The sequence below is a fragment of the Streptomyces desertarenae genome (assembly GCF_042681365.1).
Lineage (GTDB): Bacteria > Actinomycetota > Actinomycetes > Streptomycetales > Streptomycetaceae > Streptomyces > Streptomyces desertarenae.
Map to the genome: position 1 here is coordinate 43,674 of NZ_JBHUFU010000016.1, position 21,073 is coordinate 64,746.

The window sequence follows — 21,073 nt, forward strand, 5'->3', positions numbered from 1 at the left end:
GCTCTCTCCGTTCGACTCGCGCGACGGCCGGGACCGGGGCCCTGACGACAGGGAGGAACGCGGTCGGCGGCCCTCGCGGCTCCGCGAAAGCTGTCATGTGCTCGGCGGTGCGGTCACACCGTCGCGATGCCCCCAGGATTCGGCACGGCCGCAAGACGGCGCATCCGCAGGAAACCGCCGCGGCCCGGGGGGTTTCGTTCCTGCCGCAGGGTGGTTGCCCGTCGACGGGCGCGCCGCGCGTCCACCGCGCCGTGTACGCGACCGGTCGGCCGCGGCCGCCGAACGGGTGAATCCGCCGGCTCGGGTCCTCGGCCGGGGCACCGCGTGTCCGCGCGCCGCCTCGCCTCCCGGGCTGCGTCCTGTCACCGCGTGCGCCGGGGCGCCCCCTCTCACGGACACGAGGGCCCTTCGCCCGCTCCGGAGGAGTTCCTCGGCTCCTCGGCCGGTCTCCGGGCCGGCGGCGTCCACCTGCGCGTACGTCCGGCCGAGGCGGAGCCGTGCGTGCTGGTGCTGACGGGTGTGCGCGCCGATGGCGCCCTGGAGCCGACCGCCATGTCCGACGGCTGCCGTGAGTCAGCGGACCCGTGGATCGACCTGCTGCGGGACTGCCGGAGTCGGGGCCTGCGGGCACCGGTCCTCGCGGTCGGCGACGGCGCGCCGGGCTCCTGGAAGGCCCTGGCCGAGGCGTTTGCCGAGGCCCGCCACCGGAGGCGCTGGGTTCACAGGACCGCCACCCCGTTGAACGCGCTTCCGGGATCCGCCCGGCCCGGGGCGGGGAAGGCCCTGCGGGAGATCTGCAACGCCAAGGACCGTGAACATGCGCTCAAGGCCGTCGCGGCGTTCGGGAAGACCTAGGGGCGACGTTCCCCCGGGCCGTCAGGAAGATCACCGACGACGCCGACGAGCGGTCAACGGCGCCCACCCCGTGCCATGGGTCCGCGCAGGCGCGCGCTTCGAAGGCGGCGTCCTGGCCGAGCGCCCCGAGCCCGCAGCGGCACGACCGTCGACGTGCCGGAGGCTTCCTGGTCCAGCCGCCGTCCGAACGGTGGTGCCCCCTGCTCATGGCGCGTGACGACCTCACCGAGGACATCCCGGTCAACCCGGCGTTACGCCAGGTTCCGACACGGGCCGACGACCCGGAACTGCTGGAACTGCCGGCCGGCGGGATGTCGGGCGCGGATCTGACCGCCTGCTGCTGGAGGTGTTCCGGCGCAGGGCGGACCGGCTCTCGCCGGCCGAGGTGATGCGGCGCTGTCGCAGCGACCGGTTCGTGGCCCCAGCGCCGGTCGACTTCGCCCGCTGCGCCACACCGAGGGCACGTTGCTGTCGGCGCTGCCCGACGGCTTCGAAGGCCCGAGCTCGCCCCGGTCGTGCCGCTCGCCGCGCATTCGGCCGTGGCGACCGTCGTTCCACGCAAGGTGATCGGGACCGTCCGGGGCAGCGAGGCGGCCGCCGGTCCGACGGACGCACTGGCGCTGGAGGCGTCGCACCGACGTCCCCTGGCCAGGGCCGCCGATCCGTGTTCGGACGCGCTGGTCCGGCCGGCGGCCGGCCGGCGGGTGGCTCGCGCCCAGTCCTTCAACGGTCCGAAGACACTCGCCCGCTTCCAGCCCTTCGGTCCGGTGACTGCCGGCCGAGACTCCGGCAACCGACTCTTCGAGCACCGGCCCCTGGCCGAGCACCTGCGGTTCGCCGTCCGGGTCGCGGCCGCCGCCGTTGGACGACCAGGTGCTGCCGGCGGCCGCGTACTTGGCGAACCGGCCCCACTCTGCGGCGGCTCGCCCCGCTGTCCGGGATGTCGAGATCCGCCGCCGGCCGCACCGTCGACGACCTCGGCCCGCGCCCGTAGCCGCCGGCTCCCTCACCGGCGGTGTGCCGGGGCGGACGAAGCCTCCGGGACCCGGCGGGATCTCCAAGGTGTCAGAGCATGAGCAGCAGCCGCGTGTTCGGTACGAGCTTCCGGTTCACGCTGGTGCTCTGCACGAAGATCGTGAAGTCGTCGTTGTGATCCGGCTTGACGCGCACCTCCACGTCCGGCAGCCCGAGCAGGGCGCGGGCCTCGGGCCCCGTGTACACCCGGTCCGTCTTCTTCTCCAGTACCGCGATCTGCTTCCGCGCCTGGACCTTCTCCGACTTGCTCAGCTGGTAGAACGCACCGCCGGTACGGTAGGTGTGCCCGCACTCGACGACCCAGTCCCGGATCGCCGCGTCACGGGTCACCGGGATCAGCTGGTACTCCGACGAATCCACCGGGGTGAGGCCGGCCGCCTTGACGGTGTCCTTGTTGACCGCATCCGCACCCGTGGAGAACACCGCTCGCGATCCCCGGATGCCCTGGGCGCGGCCCACCATGAACTTCTCGGTGGCCTGCCGGATGACCTGCCCGGCTTCCTCCAGGCCCTGGGTGCTCGTGGAGTCCCAGATGGCGATGTTGTCCTTCGGGAAACCGCACTGCATGGCCTCGCGCTTGCCCACCTGGTCCGGCACGAGGACGGCCAGCGTCCAGTTGTCCTTCTGCGTCTCGATCATCTCGGCCACGGCCCGAACCAGCTTGCGCGGGTCCCTGGCGGGGGCGTCCGGGCAGCGGTGGCTCGCGTTCTCCTGGCCGTCGGTGAGCACGAACGTCAGGAAGCTGTGGTCGCCGTACAGTTGGGCTGTCTGAGCCAGCTCCCGCTGCGACTTCAGCGTGGCCGCCAGCAGGGCCGTCATCCCACCGACCCGGTACAGCTGCTTCAGCGACGGCATCCGCAGCACGTCCTTGTCGTAGACGACGCACTCCACCTTGTCGGCGAAGACGTACACCGTGACACGGGTTTCCTGGTCCAGCTCCCTCGACCGGCGGGCGAGGTATGCGATCTGCTGGTCGGCGACGTCGACGACCTTGCGGCTCAGATGCGACATGGACGAACTGGCGTCCAGTACGAGAGCGACGTGATTGATGTAGTTCTGGTTTCCGGACATGGCAGCAGCTCCCCCTCTTTCCGGCTCGATGCTCCTACCGTCTCACCCGCCACTGACAATCGATCTTGGTTCCCGGCCGGGTGGGGAGCCGTCCGACCAGGGCGCAGCCGGGACGCGGGACGAGGCCCCGGTCCCCTCGCCGGCCGCCGTCCCGCCGGCAGGGCGACGGCCGGTCACCGTGGCGTCACCAGTTCTTGTACCGCACCTCGCCGAGGCCGCAGAAGGTGCAGCCGGGGTTCAGGAAGTCCTCCGTGCGGCGGAACTCCTCGTCGGCCAGGTGCCACCGCAGCCAGGCGGTGATGATGTGCCGGCCGTTGCGGGTGGCGAGGATGTGGTCGGTGTCGTCGAGGACGGTGAACCACACCGGCACGTCGGTGGTGGCGTAGTCGCGTTCCATGTTGGCCGTGGCGAAGTCCTCGTCGCCGCCGATGTAGAGGGCCGGGTTCCGAAGGCCGTTCGGGCCGTTGCCGTCGAAGGAGCCGCCGGCCACGTGGACGGTGGTCTCCAGCCGCCGCTCGCCGGCGGCGTCGAACGTCCCGATCGATCCGCGGGAATGGCCGCCGAAGGCCACCTCGGAGAGGTCGAGGTCCTGATGGAGCGGACTGCTCGAGTCGGCGTTCTGGCCCTCCAGCCAGTCGAGGGCGTCGACCATGTAGTCGCCGCTGCTGGAGGAGACCTCGCTGTAGACGACGAACCCGTGCGAGGCCCACTGCCTCAGCATGTCCTCGTAGTCGGCGGGGCCGGACCCCGCGCCCGGACCCCAGACGAGGACCGGGTGGTCCACACCGTCCCGGCCGGCGTCCGCCGGGTACACCAGCCAGCCGTCGCCGCCGGGGCCGGCGGAGCTGTCGATGGTCACCGCGTACGGCCCGGGCTCGGTGACGTCGGCCACCGGGGGCAGCGAGCCGGCCGGCGGGTCGGTCGGACCTCCGCCGCCCGCGGCCTCGACGAGCACGTCGTCGACGGTCAGCGTCTCCAGGGCGCTGCCGGCGTCCAGCGAGAACCGCAGGCGCAGGCTGCCGCCGCCGACCGACGCCGGAAGGCGGAACGACGCCGCACCCGCGGCGGTGCGCTTCGATTCCAGCGTGGTGAACGGACCGCCGTCGACCGAGTAGGCCGCGGTGAAGGACTCGCCGAGGTCCAGCCCCGACGTGGCCCGGGTGTAGGACACCGTCACGTCGCCGTACCCGGCCAGGTCGATGGCCGCGGACGTCATGGACGGGTCGGAGAACAGCGATCCGCTCAGCCGGGCCCCGTAGGGTCCGGTGCCGACGGAACCGGAGGCGGTGAAGGTGCCGAGCCCGTCGGAGAAGTCCTCGCTGTAGACCGGGGTGGCGGCGGAGGCGGGGGTCGTGAGAGCGCCGGTGGAGCCCACGACCACGAAGCCGAGGGCCACTGCGCCGAGTGCGCGCAGGCGCCCGCTGGTGCGCGGCATGTCCGAGGTCCCTTCTGGCCGCGCCGACCGAGTGCGCCGGCGCATCGATGTGTCGGTTGCGCGAGTCGTGCCCGCTGCCGGTCACGGAGGGCGGTTCCGGCATCGGCCCGAGTCGATTCAAACCGGGATCCCGGACGCGGAAATCGGTGAAATCACCGGCGGGAACGCGGCGTGGGGCGCTGCCGGAGCCGGCGGGCGGAGGCTTCGGGGAGCGGAGCGGAATGGCGGGCCTGCTGCCGGGCCGAGAGCTTCTCCCGGCAGCCCCCGTACGGTGCCGCCGCCTGGGCAGCCCTCCGGAGCCGGGCCCGCCGGAATCCTGACGAACTCCGCGACGGCCCGCAGGCACACGGTGCCGAGCGGCCCGGTGCGGACGGCGGCTGCGGCTTTGCCGCTGTCAGCGCGGGGCGTGCAGGGACTCGGCCGCCACGGCGGCGACCGTCTCCGCCACGAGCGCGAGCGCCGGCACGTCCAACTTCCACTGCTGCCAGTACAGCGGCACGTCCACCCGCCGCCCCGGAGCCAGTTCCATGAGGGCGCCCGACCGCAGCAGCGGTTCCGCCTGCGGCTCCGGGACCAGGCCCCAGCCGAGGCCGGCGGTCACCGCGTCGCAGAAGCCCTCCGACGTGGGCACGTAGTGCCGGAGCGGACCGGCGCCCGACTCGTCGGGTGTGAGGGAGCGGACGAACCGGTCCTGCAGTTCGTCACGCCGGTCGAAGACGATCACCGGCGCGTCGGGCAGCCGGCGCTCCAGCGGCCCGGCCGACAGGTGGTGCGCCGCGAACTGCGGGCTCGCCACCGGCAGGTACCGCGCCAGGCCCAACGGGCGCACCGTGCAGCCCGCCACCGGCTCCGCTGACGACGTCACCGCCGCCATCACCCGCCCCTCGCGCAGCAGCGCCGCGGTGTGCGCCTCGTCCTCGCGGTGGAGGTCGAAGCAGATCGGCGGGCTCTGCGGCACCCGCGTCAGGGCCGACAGGAACCAGGTGGCCAGGGAATCGGCGTTCACCGCGATCGGCAGCCGGGCCGGGCCCGACCCGGCTGCGATCCCCAGTTCCTTCCGGGCGTCCCGCTCCAGAGCGGTCATCTGGCGCGCGAACCGCACCACCACCTGCCCGGACTCCGTCGGCCGGACCGGTTTCGTGCGCGTCAGCAGCACCCGCCCGGTGCGCTGCTCCAGCGCCTTGATCCGCTGGCTGACCGCGGAGGGCGTCACGTGCAGAGCCGCAGCGGCGGCGTCGAAGGTGCCCCCGTCGACGACGGCGAGCAGCGTACGCACCTGGTCGAAGGGCAGCTCTGTCATCACGCTGGCTAATGATAGTTAAGAAGCTTTAGCTGTACTAAGGGAACGGTGTTCCGTAGCGTCGGGTGGCATGAACAGCGGCATCCTCCCGGCGGCGACCGCCGGATTCGGCACAGGTCTGTCCCTCATCGTCGCCATCGGCGCGCAGAACGCGTTCGTGCTGCGCCAGGGTGCGCGCAGGCAGGCCGTTCTCGCCGTGGTCGGCGTCTGTGCCGTCTCCGACGCGGTCCTCATCGCCCTCGGCGTGGCCGGACTCGGTGCCGTGGTCGACGCGTGGCCCGCCGCACTGACCGCGCTCGGCTTGGCCGGCGGCGGTTTCCTGATCTGCTACGGCCTTCTGGCCGCTCGCCGTGGACTGCGACCCGCCGCCGGACAGGCGCTGACGACGAAGGGCGCCCCGGCCGGCTCCGTTCGCACCGCGGTGCTCACGTGTCTGGCCATGACCTGGCTCAACCCGCACGTCTACCTGGACACCGTGCTGCTGCTCGGCTCGGTCGCCGCCGACCGCGGCTCGCTGCGCTGGGTCTTCGGCTTCGGTGCGATGCTGGCGAGTCTGGTGTGGTTCGCCGGCCTCGGCTACGGCGCCCGGCTCCTCAGCGGCGTCCTGTCCCGCCCCGTCGCCTGGCGGGTGCTGGACACCCTGGTCGCGGTCACCATGCTCGCGATGGGTGCCATGCTGCTGGCCCGCACCCTCTGACCCCGTCCCGGGCGGAGGACCCGCGTCGGCAACGGGCGCCGGGCGCGGGGCCGGCTCACCCCGGCCGGGGGCCGCGGACGGCGACAGCGCCGCGACTGCTCCCTGGTGGCCAGGGGCGGCTGCGGGGTGTACCCGGTCGGTGTCCGCTCCGGGTCAGACGATGGTCCAGGCGCGCAGTTGGCGGGCGATTCCGGCGACCCCGAGCGCGCCGGAGGCCGCGTCCCGCACCAGGGCGACGGCCGCCTTGGGCGGGTAGTCCAGCCGGTGGCCGCCCAGAGCGAGGTAGGCCTCGCACGAGTGCCAGGCGAAGGCCTCGTTCGAGTGCTCAAGGCAGGGCAGTTTGGCCAGGGTCTGCAGCAGCGCACCGGCCTTGAGGTGCGGCGAGCCGTAGACGTCGTGCTCCAGCGCCCGCGCGTTGACGCGGGCGACCGCCGCGTACAGCGGCCCCAGGTCGTCGACCTGGGGATCGCCGTCGAGCAGTTCGGCGGCGTGCAGCAGAAAGGGGACGTCCAGCCGGTGGACCGGGTCGGGCCGGCTCACGCGGCGTCGCCCCGCCCCCGCCGCTCGTGCTGCTCCACCTCGCGCCGCGCGGCCAGCTCGGCGGCCCGCCGCTCCGCGGAGGGGTCGGCGTCGCCGGGTTCGGCGGCGAACGCCGCGCCGCTGCGGGCCATCGACTCCCTGAAACCCTCCAGGAAGCGCCGCTCCACAGCGGTCGCCCGGTCGTAGGCGGCCGACAGGATGTACTCCTGCATGCTGACCCCCGCCTGACGGGCGGCCGCCGCGATGGCGGCCCGCTGCTCCGGGTCGGGGAAACGCAGGTTCATCGCCTTGGACTCCGACATGGCCCCAACGGTACCACCGGTACCAAGCGGCGGCCAGGCACGCCGCCGGAGGGAGCCTCGGGGCGTCGGCACCCCCGGGCGCGTCCGCCCCGCCGCCCCGGCCTGCCCGGCCCGCCCGAACCGGACGTCAGGCGGACTCCACCACCTCCTTGAGCCGGGCCGGGTCGGCAGCGACCATGCCGGCGTCGCGCTCGACGTCGGCCTCGCTCGTCCCCGGCTGCCGTCGGAGGGTGAACACCACCTCGCTTCCCGTGCCGCAGGCGACCACACGGACCGGATTGTGGAAGGTCTCCCCGGAGGGCAGTGTGACGTCGTGGTCGAGCACACCGGGGGCGTTGCGCGGCGCGAAGCCGACCGTGACCCGTCCCAGGGAGGAGGACTCCACGACCCACCGATTCCCGATCCTCTCGATGGACCCGCCCAGACCGTGGGCCCGCGCGGGCAGGTTGGCGGGGTCCGACGCACAGGCGTAGGCCTCGTCGACGGTGCGGTCGATGAGGACGCCGATGTGGCGGGATTCCCAGGCGGTGCCGTTCACGGCGGCGACGGCAGCGCGTCGCCGCCGTCCTCTTGAACGGATCGGACATGCGGGAGCCGCCGGACGGGCCGAGGCCGCGGCGGGCGCGTGCGCTCGGTGGTTGCCGAGGCGTGCCAGGTGACCTGGGCGTCCCCGGCCCGGTGCACTCGGCGCCTCCGGCGGGCAGGTCCGGCCGGAGCGGGGAAGCACCCGGCGCGCTCCGCGCAGGGGACGGCCCCGGGGTAGGGCCGTCCCCTGCGCGACCGGGGCGCGGGGTGCGGTCGGTCAGCCCAGTGGCTCGACCCACACGTTGCGGAAGCGGACCTTGTTGCCGTGGTCCTGGAGCTTGACCGGCCCGGTGGCCGGGCCTTCGGCGATGCCGCCGCCGGTCGGCCCGTCGACGGCCACGTCGTCGTGGACCGTCCTGCCGTTCCACACCACCGTGACCCGGGCCTTCTCGGTCATCTTCCCGGCGCTGTCGTAGCGCGCGGCCCGGAAGACGATGTCGTACGACTGCCAGGTCCCGGGCGGCGACGACGCGTTGGTGTCGGCGGCCTTCTGGTGGTAGATGGCGCCGGCCTCGTTGTCGGCGAGGGTGGGCACTCCGTAGGAGTCGAGGATCTGGATCTCGTAGCGGTTCTGGAGGTAGACGCCGCTGTTGCCGCGGTCCTGGCCGGTGACGTCGTCGGGGAGTTCGGGGACTTGGAACTCCACGTGCAGCCTGTGGTCGCCGAAGTTCTGCTTGGTGCGGATGTCCCCGCAGCACACCTCGATGGAGTCCCCTTCGGTCCGGGGCCATTCGACCGCGCGGCCGTCGGTGTGCTGCCACTGCGACAGGCTGCCGCCGTCGAACAGGTCGATGCGTTCCCCGGGGCGGTTGACGTGGATCATGTCGAGGTTGACATGGCCGTCGTCGCCGTCGTCGTACCGGTAGGTGATGGTGTTGACGCCCTTGCGCAGCGTCAGCCTCTCGCTCCGCGTCGCCCAGGTGTCCCAGCCGGCGGTCGGCGGCAGTACCGTCTGGCGGATCCTGTCCCCGTTGACGTAGATGCTGATCTTCTTGTCGCCGTGGAAGGGGTGCGGGCCGTTGGCGTAGCGCAGCCCCACGTCGTACGTGCCCTTCCTGGCGACGTCGACGCGGAAGGCGGTGGTGGCGCCGGGGGTGCCGTAGCGGTCGACGAAACCGCCGCCGGAGTAGCCCTGGTGGTCCTTGTTGATGCCGGCGCCGCCGCCGAGCTTGGCCTCCTCCGCCTCGTAGGCGGTGGCGGGCGTCTTCTTGCCGGGGATGGCGTTGAGGGTGTACCAGGCCTCGGTGCTCCACAGGGTCTCGCCGTTGTCCGCGGCGAAGGGGCGCGGGGAGCGGATGTGCACCACGCGGTCGGCCTTGAGTCCGGGGATCTCCAGCCGGACCTGCCTGCGGTCGTCCGAGACGACGGCGCGGGACACGGTCAGCGGCTCCTCGTCGATCTTCGGGCCGCCGTACTCGGGTGTGGGCGAGTAGCGCCACTGGCGGACCTGGTAGCTCTGGGCGATCTTGTCGGCGGTCTCCCGGGAGAGCGGCCGGGTGTACTTCAGGACGAAGCCGTTGCCCGTGGCGCGCATCGAGTGGATGTCGAAGGCGTTGGTGCCGTTCGGGGTCAGCTTCTGGAGGCCGAAGCGGAGCTTGCCCTCCTGGCCCCAGTTGCCGTCGGCGCCGAGGCCGCCGGCGTAGATCGCGCCGTCGGGACCGACGCTGATGCGGTTGACGCCCGCCTCCAGGCCCTGGGTGTGCCGGAAGACGGCGCCCTGGTACTCGCCGTCGATCTTCTCCAGGCTCGCGCGCTGCAGTCCGCCGTAGGTGACGTCGCCGAAGATCATCTGTCCGGCGAAGGGCCCCTCCTCCAGCATGAGCGGTGTGCTGGGGGAGTTGGCGATCTCGTTCTGCGGCAGCCACAGGACCGGCTTGGTCACCGGGCGGTCGTCGAAGGGCCCGGGCCGGAAGGAGGCGTCCCCGCCCGTGCCGTCCCGGTACCGCGTGTAGTGGTTGAAGAATCGATCCTGCTTGATGTGCACCAGCTTCGAGGAGGGCAGCCAGCCGCCCTGGTTGTCGGTGACGAAGATGCCCTTGCCCGGGCCCCAGCCGATGCCGTTGGGAGTGCGCAGGCCCCCGGCGATGTAGGAGACCTCGCCCGTCGCCTTGTCGACCTTGACGGTCGTGCCGCGGCCGCCCTCGGCCGGTTGCGGGTCGGTCGTGGCGCCGCCGTAGTTGATGGAGACCGACAGGTTCAGGTAGAAGCTGCCCTTGTCGTAGAGCAGGCCGAAGGCGAACTCGTGGAAGTTGCCGCCGTAGGGCCAGGAGGCGATCTTCTTCTTCTCGTCGACGACGTCGTCGCCGTCGTGGTCGTTCAACTCGGTCAGCTGGTGCTTCTCCGAGACGTACAGCCTGCCGTCCACGTACTTGATGCCCATGGGCTCCTTGAGCCCCGAGGCGACCTTCTCGACCGTGACCTTCTCCGGGCCGGTGTCCCCGGTGATGTTGTCCAGGAGGTAGACCTCCCCGTCGCTGGTCTCGCTCTCCCCCCAGGTGGACACCGCCAGCCTGCCGTCCGGCAGCCAGTCCATGGCGGAGACCTTGGGTTCGAAACCGGCGGGACGCAGGTCGGTGAGGGTGTAGTTCGGGTGGACGCCGGCCAGCGGCAGGCCGTCGCCCGGACTGTCCTGGCCGCCGACGCACTCCTTGCGGCCGGGCGCGGTGACGCGCACGACTCCGGCGTCGGTGCTCAGCGCCGAGTTGGGCACGAGGGTGAAGTCCGCGGCGCCGGGCGGCTTCCACTGAAGGGTGAGCTGCTGGCCGCCGCCCGCCTCGAAGTGCTCGATGCGCAGCGGGTGCAGGCCGGCGGCCAGGTGGGCGGCGCCGTCCTTGGGCTCCGCGCCGTGCAGGCCGTCGTGGTCGATGACCTCCCGGTCACCGATGTGCAGGCGTGCGCCGTCGTCGCTGATCAGACGGAAGGCATACGTACCGTCCTGCGGGACGTGGAGGTTCCCGATGACGTGGGAGACGAAGTTGGCGGCCATGCCGAAGTCCGCATCCGTCGTCCAGTCGACGGTGGGCATCAGCTTGTCGATGTTGGGCGTCTGACCGCCCTTCAACTCGCAGATCTTCTTCAAGGGCACCTGCACGTCGAAGACGCGCAGCGTCACTCCGGGTTCCTGCGGCGGGACGTCCGCGGCGACTCGGGCGGCCGACTGGGCGGCGGCGGGGGTCCAGCTTCCGACGACGACTGCGGCGAGTGCCAACCCCGCAGCATGTCTGCGTAGCCGGCGGTGCGGCCGTTGACTCACTCTTCCTCCTGGCGCTCGGGGCACGGACCGCGGACGCCCGGCCAGGGGTGAACCGGCCTTCGGCCTCGGGCGGACGAAGGCGGGCGCCTGCGGTCCGGCGATGCGGGTTGCGCTGTACACGGGGGAGTGGTTGCGACCAAGACGGTAAGGACTTTCGCTCTCGCCGTCCATGTTTTGTCCACAGAAAGTTGAAAGAACCCGCGTCCCGGAACCAAGCCGTCCCGGCGCCGGCCGAAGCGAGCGGTACGGGAATGGATCCCGCGGGACCTGCGGAGCCCGGTCGTCACCGGCCGGAGCGGTGGAGACACCCCGGTGGGCAGGTGGTCGCCCGCTTGCCGCGCACATCGGCACGGCACCCGGCACCGGCAGCGGACGACCCGGGCCCCGCCGTCGTACGCGAGACGACCGCGGCCCCGCCGGCGACCCGGCGCCGCGAACCCGGTCGGAAGGCGATGTCGAACCCGCCTGGAGACGGCTCCCGCGTCGGCGTTCCGGTACGGAGTCCGCGACGCGGCGGCGCCGGACGAGCACCTGCCTGCCGTGCCGTCCGGCCCGAGGGTCCCCACGCACCGCGACGGGGATCTGAGTAGGCGCACTCATGTGCGCCACACGCCCGAGCGGCAGGCTGGACGGCATCCGGTGGGCGAACAGACCTCCACGACAGGAGCGGTGATGGGCGCGAAGCACTCGGCGGAGCCGTCAACCGGCCGGCAGCTCGGAGTCGGCGCAGGGCTGCTCCTGATCGATCTGGCGGCCATCGCCTGGTTGCTGTACGGCTACGGGATCACGGGATGGGCCGACAGCTACGACCAGGTCAACGCGCCGGAGGCGCCACGGGTCGCGCGGCAGGCGATGTGGCTTTTGGCCCTCGGCGCCGCGGCCTCGGGGGGCGGCCTGCTCGCCTTGCGCTGGCGCATCGCGGGCACCGTGCAACTGGTCGTCCTCGGGTGTGCGGCAGCGGCCTTCGCCTGCCTCGCAACCCCCCGGTGACGTCCTCGGCCGAAGCCGCCGCACCGGCCGGGCGGCTCCCGCGGAGCGGAGGTGCCGCAGCCCTTGCGCGGTCCGTCGCCGGACACGGCCGATGCCGCTGGTGCGGCCCCTCACCGACGCACCGGCCCGCGGGTCCGACACGGGGCTCCTCGCCCCGCACCGGGGACCGCCGGGGTCAGAAGGCGTAGCGGATGTCCAGCCAGGGGGCGTGGGCGGCGACCAGCCCGCGCAGCCGCTCCAGCGCCTCCCGCTTGGCGCCGGCCCGGTAGCGCACGTTCCAGCTCCCGTTCTCCGAGCGCTTGCCCTCCTGGAGGTCCGGCCGCCACAGCACCTCCTCGGCCCGCGGATGCCACTCCAGGTTGACCTCGTGCAGGTCCCGGTTGTGGGTGAGCATGATCACCTCGGCCGCCGCCTGCTCCTTCACCGTCCGGGGCAGGACGTCGTCGAGCTCCCGCAGCAGCTCCGTCCACGCGGCCTCCCAGCCCGGGCGCACCACCACCGGGGAGAGGTTGAAGTGCACCTCGTACCCGGCCTCCAGGAAGTCGCCCGCAGCGGCGATCCGCTCGGCGACCGGGCTGGTGCGGATGTCCAGCAGCCGCGAGTCGGCGGCCGGCATGACGGAGAAGCGGATCCTGGTGCGGCCGCGCGGGTCGAACGCCAGCAGGTCGGGGTTGACGAACTTGGTGGCGAAGGACGCCTTCGCCGTCGGCCACTGCCGGAAGGCGGCCACCAGCTCCGCGGTGCTGTCGCAGACCAGGGCGTCCACCGCGCAGTCGCCGTTCTCCCCGATGTCGTACACCCACGCGGCGGGGTCGCACTGGTTGGGGACGCGTTTGGGCCCCTGCGCCGCGACGTGGCGGGCGAGACGGCCGACGATCTCCTCGGTGTTGGTGAAGACGGTGATCGGGTTGGCGTACCCCTTGCGGCGGGGCACGTAGCAGTAGGCGCAGGCCATGGCGCAGCCGTTGGAGGGGCTCGGCGCGATCCAGTCGGCCGATCGCCCGTTGGGGCGCAGGGTGAGCGTCTTCTTCACCCCCAGGACCAGCGTCTCGGTCTTGACCCGGACCCACCGGGAGGCGTTGCCCTCGTTGCCGTGGAGGCGCGGGATCCGCCAGTGCGAGGAGACCTCGGTGACCCGGGCGCGGGGGAAGCGCGCGATGATCTCCCGGCCGCGCTCGGAGGCGGCGGCCCCCGGCTCCGCGTATATCTCGCGTACGTCGAGCATCCGGAGTGCCGCGGGGGAGCCGCGGAAGGCGGTTTCGGGAGCCGGACGGCGGACCGCTCCGGAGGGCGCGGGCGGCAGCAGGTCGTCCACGGGGAACAGTCCGTCCGCTTGGTCGGGGTGGTGCAGCACGGGAGACTCCGGGCGGTTCGCGGGACGGCCGTACCGTCGAGTCTACGGGAGCGCACCCCTCGGCGGACCGGCGCAGGCCGACGGGGGCCGGGACCGATCGGCGCCGGCCCGCGCCGGGGCGAACGCCGCTCGCCGGTGACGCCGGACGGCGAGGAGGGCGCCGCGCAGGACGGCAGGGGCCACGCCGGCGGCATGCGCGTCGCGGGCACCGAACCGGTGGCCCCGAGGGGATCAGCACCGGTCCGCACCGCCGAAGCGGCTCCGCAGCGGATCTCCGGGCCGCCCGGCTGCCGCCGGCTCGACCACCGCTTCGGACGCGCCCCCGCGGCCACCTGGTCCCTCCCGGTCCCGCCGCCGCCCCGGTCCGCTGCAGGCGGCTCGTCCGCACCACCGCGGGGACACCGCCCCGAATGCGGTGACCCGCGTCACACCCGGTTCCTGTCAGCAATCGGGGCGCCGTCTCGTTCAAGGGGCACGCGAACGAGACAGGAGCAACGCCATGAAGCACCGCATCGTCGTACTCGGCGCCGGGTACGCCGGGGCCTTCGCCGCCGGAAACCTGGCCCGCCGGCTCTCCCGCGCCGACACCGAGATCACCGTCGTCAACGCCGTGCCCCACTTCGTCGAGCGGATGCGGCTCCACCAGCTCGCGATCGGCCGGGATCTCGCGTTCCACAAACTCGCCGACGTGTTCGCGGGCACCGGGGTGCGGCTGCGCCTGGCGCGCGTCACCGGCCTGGACCCCGAGCGCAAGACCGTCGCCGTGACCGGCGAGGACGGCGACGGCGAGCTCGCCTACGACACGCTCCTCCACGCGCTCGGCAGCTCCGTCGCCCACCACGGCGTCCCCGGCGCGGCCGAGTACGCCTTCGACGTGATCGGCCTGTCTTCGGCGCTGCGCCTGCGCGAGCGCCTGGCCGGCCTGGGCAGGGGCGGCACCGTGCTGGTCGTCGGCGAGGGACTGACCGGCGTCGAGACCGCCACCGAGTTCGCCGAGTCCCGGCCCGACCTCTCGGTCGCGCTCGCCGCCCGCGGCGAGCCGGGCGCCTGGCTCTCCCCGAAGGCCCGCCGCCACCTGCGTCAGGCCTTCGACCGGCTCGGCATCACCGTCCACGAGCACACCGGCATCGAAGCCGTCGAGCCGACGCGGGCGGTCGCCGCCGACGGCACGTCCATCCCGGCCGAGGTGACCGTGTGGTCGGCCGGGTTCGCCGTGCACCCCATCGCGGCCGCCGGCGGCCTGGAGGTCGCCGGAACCGGTCGGATCCTCGTCGACCGCACCATGCGCTCGGTCTCGCACCCGGACGTCTACGCCGCCGGCGACTGCGCCCACGCGATCGGCGACAACGGCCGGCCGCTGCCGATGTCCTGCGCCTCGGCCGGCTGCACCGCCACGCAGGCGACCGCCGCGATCATCGCGCGCCTGACGGGCGGCGAGGTCCCCACCACCGCGCTGAAGTACCACGGCAACCACATCAGCCTCGGGAGGCGGGACGCGATCTTCCAGATGGTGGACGGGAACGCGCGGCCGAAGACCTGGTACCTGGGCGGCCGGACCGCCGCGCGGCTCAAGTCGGGAGTGCTCAAGGCGGCCGGATGGGGCATCGCCCACCCGACCTTCGGCATGCCCAAGCGCAGGCGCCGCCTGGCCACCGCGTCCGGCCGGTCCGGCGTGAAGATCGCCGCATAGGCTGTTCCGCATGGACGGCGCAGCCATCGAACGGTTCGAGGCCGGCCGGTGCCGCCTGGCCTCGCTCGCGTACCGTCTGCTCGGCTCGGCCGCCGACGCCGAGGACGTCGTGCAGGACGCGTTCCTGCGCTGGCAGGCCGCGGACCACGAACGGATCGAGGTGCCGGAAGCATGGCTGACCAAGGTCACCACCCGCCTCTGCCTCGACCGGCTCCGCTCGGCGCAGGCGCGCCACGAGCGGGTGGCCGGTGCCTGGCTGCCCGAGCCGCTCCTCGACGGCGACCCGATGCTCGGCCCGGCCGACACCTTCGAACAGCGCGAATCGGTGTCCTTGGCCGTGCTGCTCCTCCTGGAGCGCCTCTCGCCGGTCGAGCGGGCCGTCTACGTCCTGCGTGAGGCGTTCTCGTACCGTCACGCCGAGATCGCCGGCATCCTCGGCATCACCGAGTCCGCGAGCCAGCAGCACGCCCACCGGGCCCGGATCCGGGTCGCCGCCGAGCGCCGCGGCGGCGACGAGGTGGACCCCGCGTCCGCGCGCCGGGTCGTCGAGGAGTTCCTCACCGCCGCCGTGTCGGGACGCACCGAACGACTGGTGGCGCTGCTCACCGACGACGTGACGGCGGTCTCGGACGGCGCCGGACCGGGCAAGCGGCTGCTGCGGTACAGGACACGCGAGCGGGTCGCCTCCTACGCACGGGCCGGCTTCAGGGCCACGCCGGCGAAGCGGCGGCTGGCCGGCGGCTCGCCCGCGATCCATATCGCGCCGGTCAACCGCTCCCCGGCCGTCCTCGCCGTGGTCGGTGGCCGGGTCGTGGGCGCGGTGGTGTTCCACGTCGACGGCGGCAAGGTCGCGTCCCTGTACGGCATCGCCGCCGCGGACCGGCTCACGCGCCTCAACGAGGCCTGGCGGCAGCACGAGCCCGACGCGCCGGTCATCGGCACCTGGTGACCGGTGCCACCGGACTCCGGTGACCCGAACCGGGGCCCGGTGGCCGGCCGCGATCGTCGGGGAGGGCTGCCGCGTGACCGGGCGGCCGTCGGGCAGGCACGGCAGGACCCGGCTCGCCCCGGTCCACAAGGCTCGACCTCGGGTTTCGCCCGGGCCCCGCACGGGTGCCGGGGGCGACACGGGCGCCGTCGAACGGACCGGCGTCCGGACCGGCGTCGTCAAGCCGGCGCAGCAAGACCCCGCGCAGGTGATCCCGCACCCCGGTGCGCGACCGGATGGCGCCGTCGGCACGAGGGACATGCCACCCACTCCGCCCCGTCCCCCGTGGAGGTCGGCGGTGTGGCCGCGACCGCCTCCGTCAGCGGTGGTCGACCTGCGCCGCCTTCTGGGCCGCTCGTCGCACGGCGTCGATCAACGACGACCGGTTGGCGCGCAGTTCGTCCGGACGGACGGACAGGGCGACACACCCGACCACGGCGCCCCCCGCACCGAGCACGGGCGCTGCCAGGCAGGCCAGTCCGGGCTGGGCCTCCTCGACGTCCTGGGCGAACCCGAGGCGCCGGACCCGCCGCAGTTCCTCGTCGAGCCGGGTGACGGACGCGATCGTGTACGGCGTGAACCGGCGCAGACCGAGCTCTTCCAGGTACCGGCGGCGGGCTGCCGGGCTCGCGGCCGCCAGCGCGATCTTGCCGTGGGCGTAGGCGTGGGAGCGCGGATCGATGCCGACGCCGAGACGGGGGCGCTCCGCCCCCTGGGCGGCGACGGTCCTGACATCCGCGATCACCAGGCCGTTTCCCTGGAAGGCCACGTAGTTGGCCGAGGCACGGGTGGCGCGCTGCAGCCACGTCAGCAGCCCGACGACGCCCTCGTCCAGACCCGTCTGCTTCTGGAACGAGCGGTGCAGGGCGGGGACCCGGTAGCCGAGTACGTAGCCGCCGTCCGCGCGTACCAGGTATCCCCGCTCGGTGAGGGGGGTCAGCAGGGTGTACACCGTGGACAGCGCGCAGCCGAGACTGCGGGCCAGTGCCTTGGCCGACACCGGCCCGGCCGCGTCGGCGACGAGCTCGAGCACCTCAAGGGTGCGCTCCGCTGCTCGCGGCCCGGTCTGACCGGGCATGGGCCCCGCTCCTCCTCACTCGCCTCGGTGCTGCGCCTGCACCCGGGAGCGGGTCGGCCACCGGCCCCGCTCCCGCCGTTTCGGCAAGTGGGGCCGCTCCGTGCCCACCGTGGCGTCCCGGCCACGGCCAGGATAAACCCGGGTGGTGCCGGGCGGCCGACCGAATACCGTGGCTTCCACCCCGTTGGACAGGCCGGCGGGGGCAGCCGGGCCGTCGGAGGCGGCGCCCACCCCGCCAGGGAACAGGCAGTGCCCGGTGAAGAGGTGGGGGTGCCCTTGCGGATCGTCGTGGAGCAGAACGACGGAGCCCGGCGGGTGTCCTTCGAGGCGGTGAGCGACGAGCGCGATGTCACCCGGGCGGATCCTGTCCCCGTCGCCGACGAGGACCCCGGCAGGTGCCGTCATGCCTCACGGGGGGAGACCTCCGCCATCAGGTCCCAGCCCTCGCGGTCGGGCACCTCGATGCTGACGATCTGCGGGGTCGCGGCGACGGCGTACGACATGGCCTCCACGGCCTGCTTGAAGTGCGCGGACTCCACGTGCTCGCGGCCCGCCTCACCATCGCGGAAGGCCTCCACGAGGAAGAACTCGTTCGGGTTGTCCACGCTGCGGGACCACTCGAAGAACAGGTTGCCCGGTTCCCGGCGGGTGGCCCGGGTGAATTCGTCGACAAGGTCCATCCAGTCCGCACTCCGCTCGGGACGGACAGGGAACTTCACGGTTATGAAGATCATCATGGCTCCTTCGGCAGGCGGATCGGGCAGGGGGATCGCCCGGCTCCCCACCCTGCCCCACCGCCGTCCTCCGCCGGCAAGGTCCGGCGCCGCGATTCCGGCCATGCCGGAAACGGGATTTCCTCACCAGCCGCAGAGGGCGCCGTCCGGCGAGGCCGGGGATGGCCGCGGCGGTTCGGCAGCCGGCCGAAGGAACCGGCCGGAAGGGCTTCCCCGGGTACGCGGTCGCGCAACTCGTGGCCGCCGACGCGGGGTCGGCGGACCAGGTGGGAAGCGTCACCGGTGGGGCGTCGGCCCGCTGCCGGCCATCCGGCTCGTGCCGTTGCGCGGTTCGGCCGTCCGCCGGTACCGCGCGGACGACAGCACGGTCGAGACCGTGCTGCGCCCCGTCCAACCCCGCCCCGACGCGTCACGCGCCGGTGAGTCGCTGATCGCCGTCTGGTCGGGTGAACGCGGCACGGCCACAGCGGCTCGACTCGCCGCCGACACTTCGCTCGGCGCCGACGACGGCCTCGAACTCGACTTCCGCCGCGCGGTGTCCACCAACACCTTCGACGCGCACCGTCTCGCCGCTCAGGCGTCCGAGCAGGGGAAGGGCGAGGAAGTGGCCGAGCGGCTGTTCCGCGCCTACTTCACCGACGGCCTGAACATCGCGGACCCTGCCGTACCCGCCCGGATCGCCGCCGAGACGGGCGTCATGACCGACGGCGGTGGCGCGGACGCGGTGCACGCCGAACTCGCCCGCGTCCGCGAAATCGGCCTGCCGGCCCCGCCGGTGTTCCTCCTCGCCGGCGGCTCCGTCCTGTCCGGGGAACGGCTCTGCCTTTCGTGATTTCTCCGCACTTGAGGAAGGAATGCGGAAAATCGGCGGGTCGAGTCGACAGCTAGCCGAATGCGCCCGTGACGGCCTTGCCGCGGGCATTTTGACACCGGAGGAGTGAGGACTGGGCAGGTGCCCCAGGGGGCGTGCTCCGCACAGATCTGGGCCGGATGGTTGATCAGGCAGCGCCTGGTAGAAATGGGCTTGGAGTTCCGCTCCACGTCACACTCAGCGCTTCGCGAGCGCGAGTGCAGGCGACGAAGAGAAGGCAACGTTCCCGGAGCAGGTCGGCTTCGTGCTGCAGCGGGTCCGCCTCACGCGAGGTGATTTCGCGGACGAACGGAATGGTGCCCTCGCTGACGCCGAGGACGGACACCGCTCGGAACTCCAACCCCTTCATCGCGTGCATCGTTGCCAGCCGTACGCCCTCGGTCTCCCGCGTGATCTGTCCTTTGACCCGTTGCACCGGGATACCGGCGGCCTTCAGTTTCCCCTCGGCTGCGTCCAGGGAGAGGTTGAAGCGCGCGCACACGCCGATCTCGTGCGGTGCGAGGCCCTCGGCCAGCAACGTCCGGATCCGATCCACCAGGGCCTCGGTTTCGTCCTGCCGGGATGCGTACCCCTGCGTCTGGGGGCGGCGTCCGTGGAGCAGGGAGCGGTACCCGGCCAACGAGTCCGTCCCCTCGCCTTCGAGCGTGTCGACGGTAACGGGCGCGAGGAGCCGTGCCGACCAGGTGAGAATCTCCTCGGTGGAGCGGTAGTTGACGCGCAACCGGAAGCTCCGGCCGGCCGTGGCGATGCCCAGGGAGCCGAGCGACACCCGGGAGTCGTAGATCCGCTGGTGCGGGTCACCGGTGACGAACAGGTCGTCGGAGCCGGGGGACACGGCGGCGCGCAGCACCCGCCACTGCGCGGGGTGCAGATCTTGTGCCTCGTCGACGACGACATGGGAGTACGGAGTCGGCTCGCCGGCGAGGATTTCCGCCGCCCGGGCGCAGACCCGCAGGTATGTGGTCTCGCCGCGATCGCGCAGGAGCCGTTCGAACCGTTCCACGCCGCTCCACACCTCTCGACGCCGCGTGGGACCGAGTCCGGTGCCGCGGCCGCGGCGGCTCGCGCCGAGGTAGGCGTCGAGCTCGCGGAGGTTCTGGCCGAGTATGACGTGTCGGTACTCCTGGGCCAGGAACTGGGCGGTGAATGGCAGATCGAGTTGCTTGACGACCTTCTCCCACAACCGCCGCTGCTCCCGGTCCCCGATCGGCTGGGGAGCGGCCGCCGACTTCGCGCGCACGACGCCGTGCGCGTAGGCGTCCACCGTCGTCACGTCGACCCGCGCCAGCAGCTTCTCGTCCTCCTCGAGGAGCAGGCCGAGCATCTCGAGCAATCCGGTGACGAGGGCGTTCGTGTACGTGGTGAGCAGGACACGACCGTCGTCGGAACGTCCGAGCAGGTGTTTGACCCGGTGCAGGGCGGCCACCGTCTTGCCCGTTCCCGGACCACCGGTGACTTGGACGGGGCCCCCGTACGAAGTGCGGTAGGCGACACGCCGCTGGGAGGGGTGGAGGAAGACCCGCCAGGCCGCGAAGGGCTTCTCCAGGATCTCCTCCAACTCCTGCGGTCCGGTGACCAGGCGGATGCGCGCGGGAGTGTTGGCGATCACCGTGGCGAGGTCCTCGACCGGCTCGGCGGGGGCTTCGGCGGGCCGGCGAACGGCCACGACATCCCGGTAGACCTCCTCGGGGCCGAAGCCCTCGGCGAGGTACTGCAGCACCTCCAGCTGGTCCTCCGGCAGGAGCGTGGAGAACGCTTCCAGCTGGGCCTTGTCCACCAGGGAGCGCGCCGCGCGCAGAACCTGGTCGTCGATGCCGAGCTCACGCAACGTGCCGTCGGAGATGTCTGCGAACAGCAGCCGGGGAGCCGTGCGCGCGGCCGTCTCGTACAACGGTGTCAACTCGTCCAGGGCGACGGCATTGCGCACCTCCAGGGCCCGGGTCGCGGAGTTCGCGCTGTACAGACGCTTCGCCGCCCAGGTGTAGGCGTCGTCGTGCGGCAGAACGTTGACCAGGAGGAACACGTCGCTGCCGTCGTCGGGGGCGAGGACGACGCCACGCCAGAAATCGGTGATGCGAATGGTGCGCATGCGCCGGTCGCGGGCGTTCTCGACGGACTCCAGGTGCAGTCCCTTGTCCGCGTTGAGTTCGGCGACGTTCATGGTTTGGAACTTCGCCATGGCCTTGCGCACCCCGGCCCGGACCGGCTTTTCCAGGGTGTCGTAGCCGTCCCAGAAGCTCTGGGCGAAGGCGAGCCGGGGCATGAGGCTTTTTCCTTTCCCTCTGACGGTTTTTC

16 protein-coding genes and 1 pseudogene are annotated in these 21,073 nt (G+C 72.6%); 6 read left to right on the top strand and 11 right to left on the bottom strand.

Annotated features, from left to right (window positions below; translation table 11 throughout):
- Positions 1 to 411: 411 nt before the first annotated feature.
- Positions 412 to 905 (top strand): annotated as a pseudogene (locus ACFSJS_RS23145) (transposase); the annotation flags it as partial.
- 1,015 nt (positions 906 to 1,920) lie between these two features.
- On the opposite strand, the gene ACFSJS_RS23150 reads toward ACFSJS_RS23145, so the two are convergent.
- The 3 genes from ACFSJS_RS23150 to ACFSJS_RS23160 form a co-directional block, all read right to left on the bottom strand.
- Positions 1,921 to 2,961 carry a vWA domain-containing protein gene (locus ACFSJS_RS23150; protein ID WP_380903513.1) on the bottom strand — a complete coding sequence of 347 codons (1,041 nt, stop codon included), beginning with the start codon at positions 2,959 to 2,961 and terminating at the stop codon, positions 1,921 to 1,923.
- A gap of 184 nt (positions 2,962 to 3,145) precedes the next feature.
- Entirely contained in the window at positions 3,146 to 4,396 is a 1,251-nt protein-coding gene (locus tag ACFSJS_RS23155) for a poly(ethylene terephthalate) hydrolase family protein (protein WP_380903515.1), read from the bottom strand.
- 394 nt (positions 4,397 to 4,790) lie between these two features.
- A complete protein-coding gene (locus tag ACFSJS_RS23160) occupies positions 4,791 to 5,696 on the bottom strand; it encodes a LysR family transcriptional regulator ArgP (protein WP_380903599.1) in 906 nt (301 codons plus the stop codon).
- A gap of 70 nt (positions 5,697 to 5,766) precedes the next feature.
- On the opposite strand from ACFSJS_RS23160, the gene ACFSJS_RS23165 reads away from it, so the two are divergent.
- On the top strand, positions 5,767 to 6,393 hold the full coding sequence (locus ACFSJS_RS23165; RefSeq protein ID WP_380903517.1) for a LysE/ArgO family amino acid transporter: 627 nt from the start codon (positions 5,767 to 5,769) through the stop codon (positions 6,391 to 6,393).
- A 153-nt stretch (positions 6,394 to 6,546) separates the two neighbouring features.
- Here ACFSJS_RS23165 and ACFSJS_RS23170 read toward each other — a convergent pair whose 3' ends face one another.
- The 4 genes from ACFSJS_RS23170 to ACFSJS_RS23185 form a co-directional block, all read right to left on the bottom strand.
- Entirely contained in the window at positions 6,547 to 6,933 is a 387-nt protein-coding gene (locus ACFSJS_RS23170; protein ID WP_380903519.1) for a fic family toxin-antitoxin system, toxin component, read from the bottom strand.
- The gene (locus ACFSJS_RS23175) at positions 6,930 to 7,235 is read right to left on the bottom strand and encodes a type II toxin -antitoxin system TacA 1-like antitoxin (RefSeq protein WP_380903521.1); all 306 of its coding nucleotides are present in this window, start codon (positions 7,233 to 7,235) and stop codon (positions 6,930 to 6,932) included. The genes ACFSJS_RS23170 and ACFSJS_RS23175 overlap by 4 nt, the downstream gene beginning before the upstream one ends.
- Positions 7,236 to 7,362: 127 nt before the next feature.
- Positions 7,363 to 7,773 (bottom strand): SRPBCC family protein, encoded by a 411-nt coding sequence (locus ACFSJS_RS23180; RefSeq protein WP_380903523.1) that lies wholly within the window; start codon positions 7,771 to 7,773, stop codon positions 7,363 to 7,365.
- A 264-nt stretch (positions 7,774 to 8,037) separates the two neighbouring features.
- The gene (locus ACFSJS_RS23185) at positions 8,038 to 11,073 is read right to left on the bottom strand and encodes a 3-keto-alpha-glucoside-1,2-lyase-like domain-containing protein (protein ID WP_380903524.1); all 3,036 of its coding nucleotides are present in this window, start codon (positions 11,071 to 11,073) and stop codon (positions 8,038 to 8,040) included.
- Between the two features lie 672 nt (positions 11,074 to 11,745).
- On the opposite strand from ACFSJS_RS23185, the gene ACFSJS_RS23190 reads away from it, so the two are divergent.
- Positions 11,746 to 12,063 (top strand): hypothetical protein, encoded by a 318-nt coding sequence (locus ACFSJS_RS23190; protein ID WP_380903525.1) that lies wholly within the window; start codon positions 11,746 to 11,748, stop codon positions 12,061 to 12,063.
- Between the two features lie 175 nt (positions 12,064 to 12,238).
- On the opposite strand, the gene ACFSJS_RS23195 is transcribed toward ACFSJS_RS23190, so the two are convergent.
- Positions 12,239 to 13,417: a spore photoproduct lyase family protein gene (locus tag ACFSJS_RS23195; protein WP_380903526.1), complete on the bottom strand. Its 1,179-nt coding sequence runs from the start codon at positions 13,415 to 13,417 to the stop codon at positions 12,239 to 12,241.
- Between the two features lie 499 nt (positions 13,418 to 13,916).
- On the opposite strand from ACFSJS_RS23195, the gene ACFSJS_RS23200 reads away from it, so the two are divergent.
- Both ACFSJS_RS23200 and ACFSJS_RS23205 read left to right on the top strand, forming a co-directional pair.
- A complete protein-coding gene (locus ACFSJS_RS23200) occupies positions 13,917 to 15,107 on the top strand; it encodes an NAD(P)/FAD-dependent oxidoreductase (RefSeq protein ID WP_380903528.1) in 1,191 nt (396 codons plus the stop codon).
- 10 nt (positions 15,108 to 15,117) lie between these two features.
- Positions 15,118 to 16,056, top strand: coding sequence for a sigma-70 family RNA polymerase sigma factor (locus ACFSJS_RS23205; RefSeq protein ID WP_380903530.1), 939 nt, complete (start codon positions 15,118 to 15,120; stop codon positions 16,054 to 16,056).
- Positions 16,057 to 16,414: 358 nt separating this feature from the next.
- Here ACFSJS_RS23205 and ACFSJS_RS23210 read toward each other — a convergent pair whose 3' ends face one another.
- Together ACFSJS_RS23210 and ACFSJS_RS23215 are read right to left on the bottom strand one after the other, a co-directional pair.
- Positions 16,415 to 17,173 (bottom strand): IclR family transcriptional regulator, encoded by a 759-nt coding sequence (locus ACFSJS_RS23210; protein ID WP_380903532.1) that lies wholly within the window; start codon positions 17,171 to 17,173, stop codon positions 16,415 to 16,417.
- A gap of 401 nt (positions 17,174 to 17,574) precedes the next feature.
- Positions 17,575 to 17,907 (bottom strand): putative quinol monooxygenase, encoded by a 333-nt coding sequence (locus tag ACFSJS_RS23215; RefSeq protein WP_380903601.1) that lies wholly within the window; start codon positions 17,905 to 17,907, stop codon positions 17,575 to 17,577.
- Between ACFSJS_RS23215 and ACFSJS_RS23220 the strand changes: the two genes are divergently transcribed.
- Positions 17,897 to 18,739: a DsbA family oxidoreductase gene (locus ACFSJS_RS23220; RefSeq protein ID WP_380903534.1), complete on the top strand. Its 843-nt coding sequence runs from the start codon at positions 17,897 to 17,899 to the stop codon at positions 18,737 to 18,739. The genes ACFSJS_RS23215 and ACFSJS_RS23220 overlap by 11 nt on opposite strands.
- A gap of 166 nt (positions 18,740 to 18,905) precedes the next feature.
- On the opposite strand, the gene ACFSJS_RS23225 is transcribed toward ACFSJS_RS23220, so the two are convergent.
- Entirely contained in the window at positions 18,906 to 21,041 is a 2,136-nt protein-coding gene (locus ACFSJS_RS23225; RefSeq protein WP_380903536.1) for a UvrD-helicase domain-containing protein, read from the bottom strand.
- Between the last annotated feature and the right edge of the window lie 32 nt (positions 21,042 to 21,073).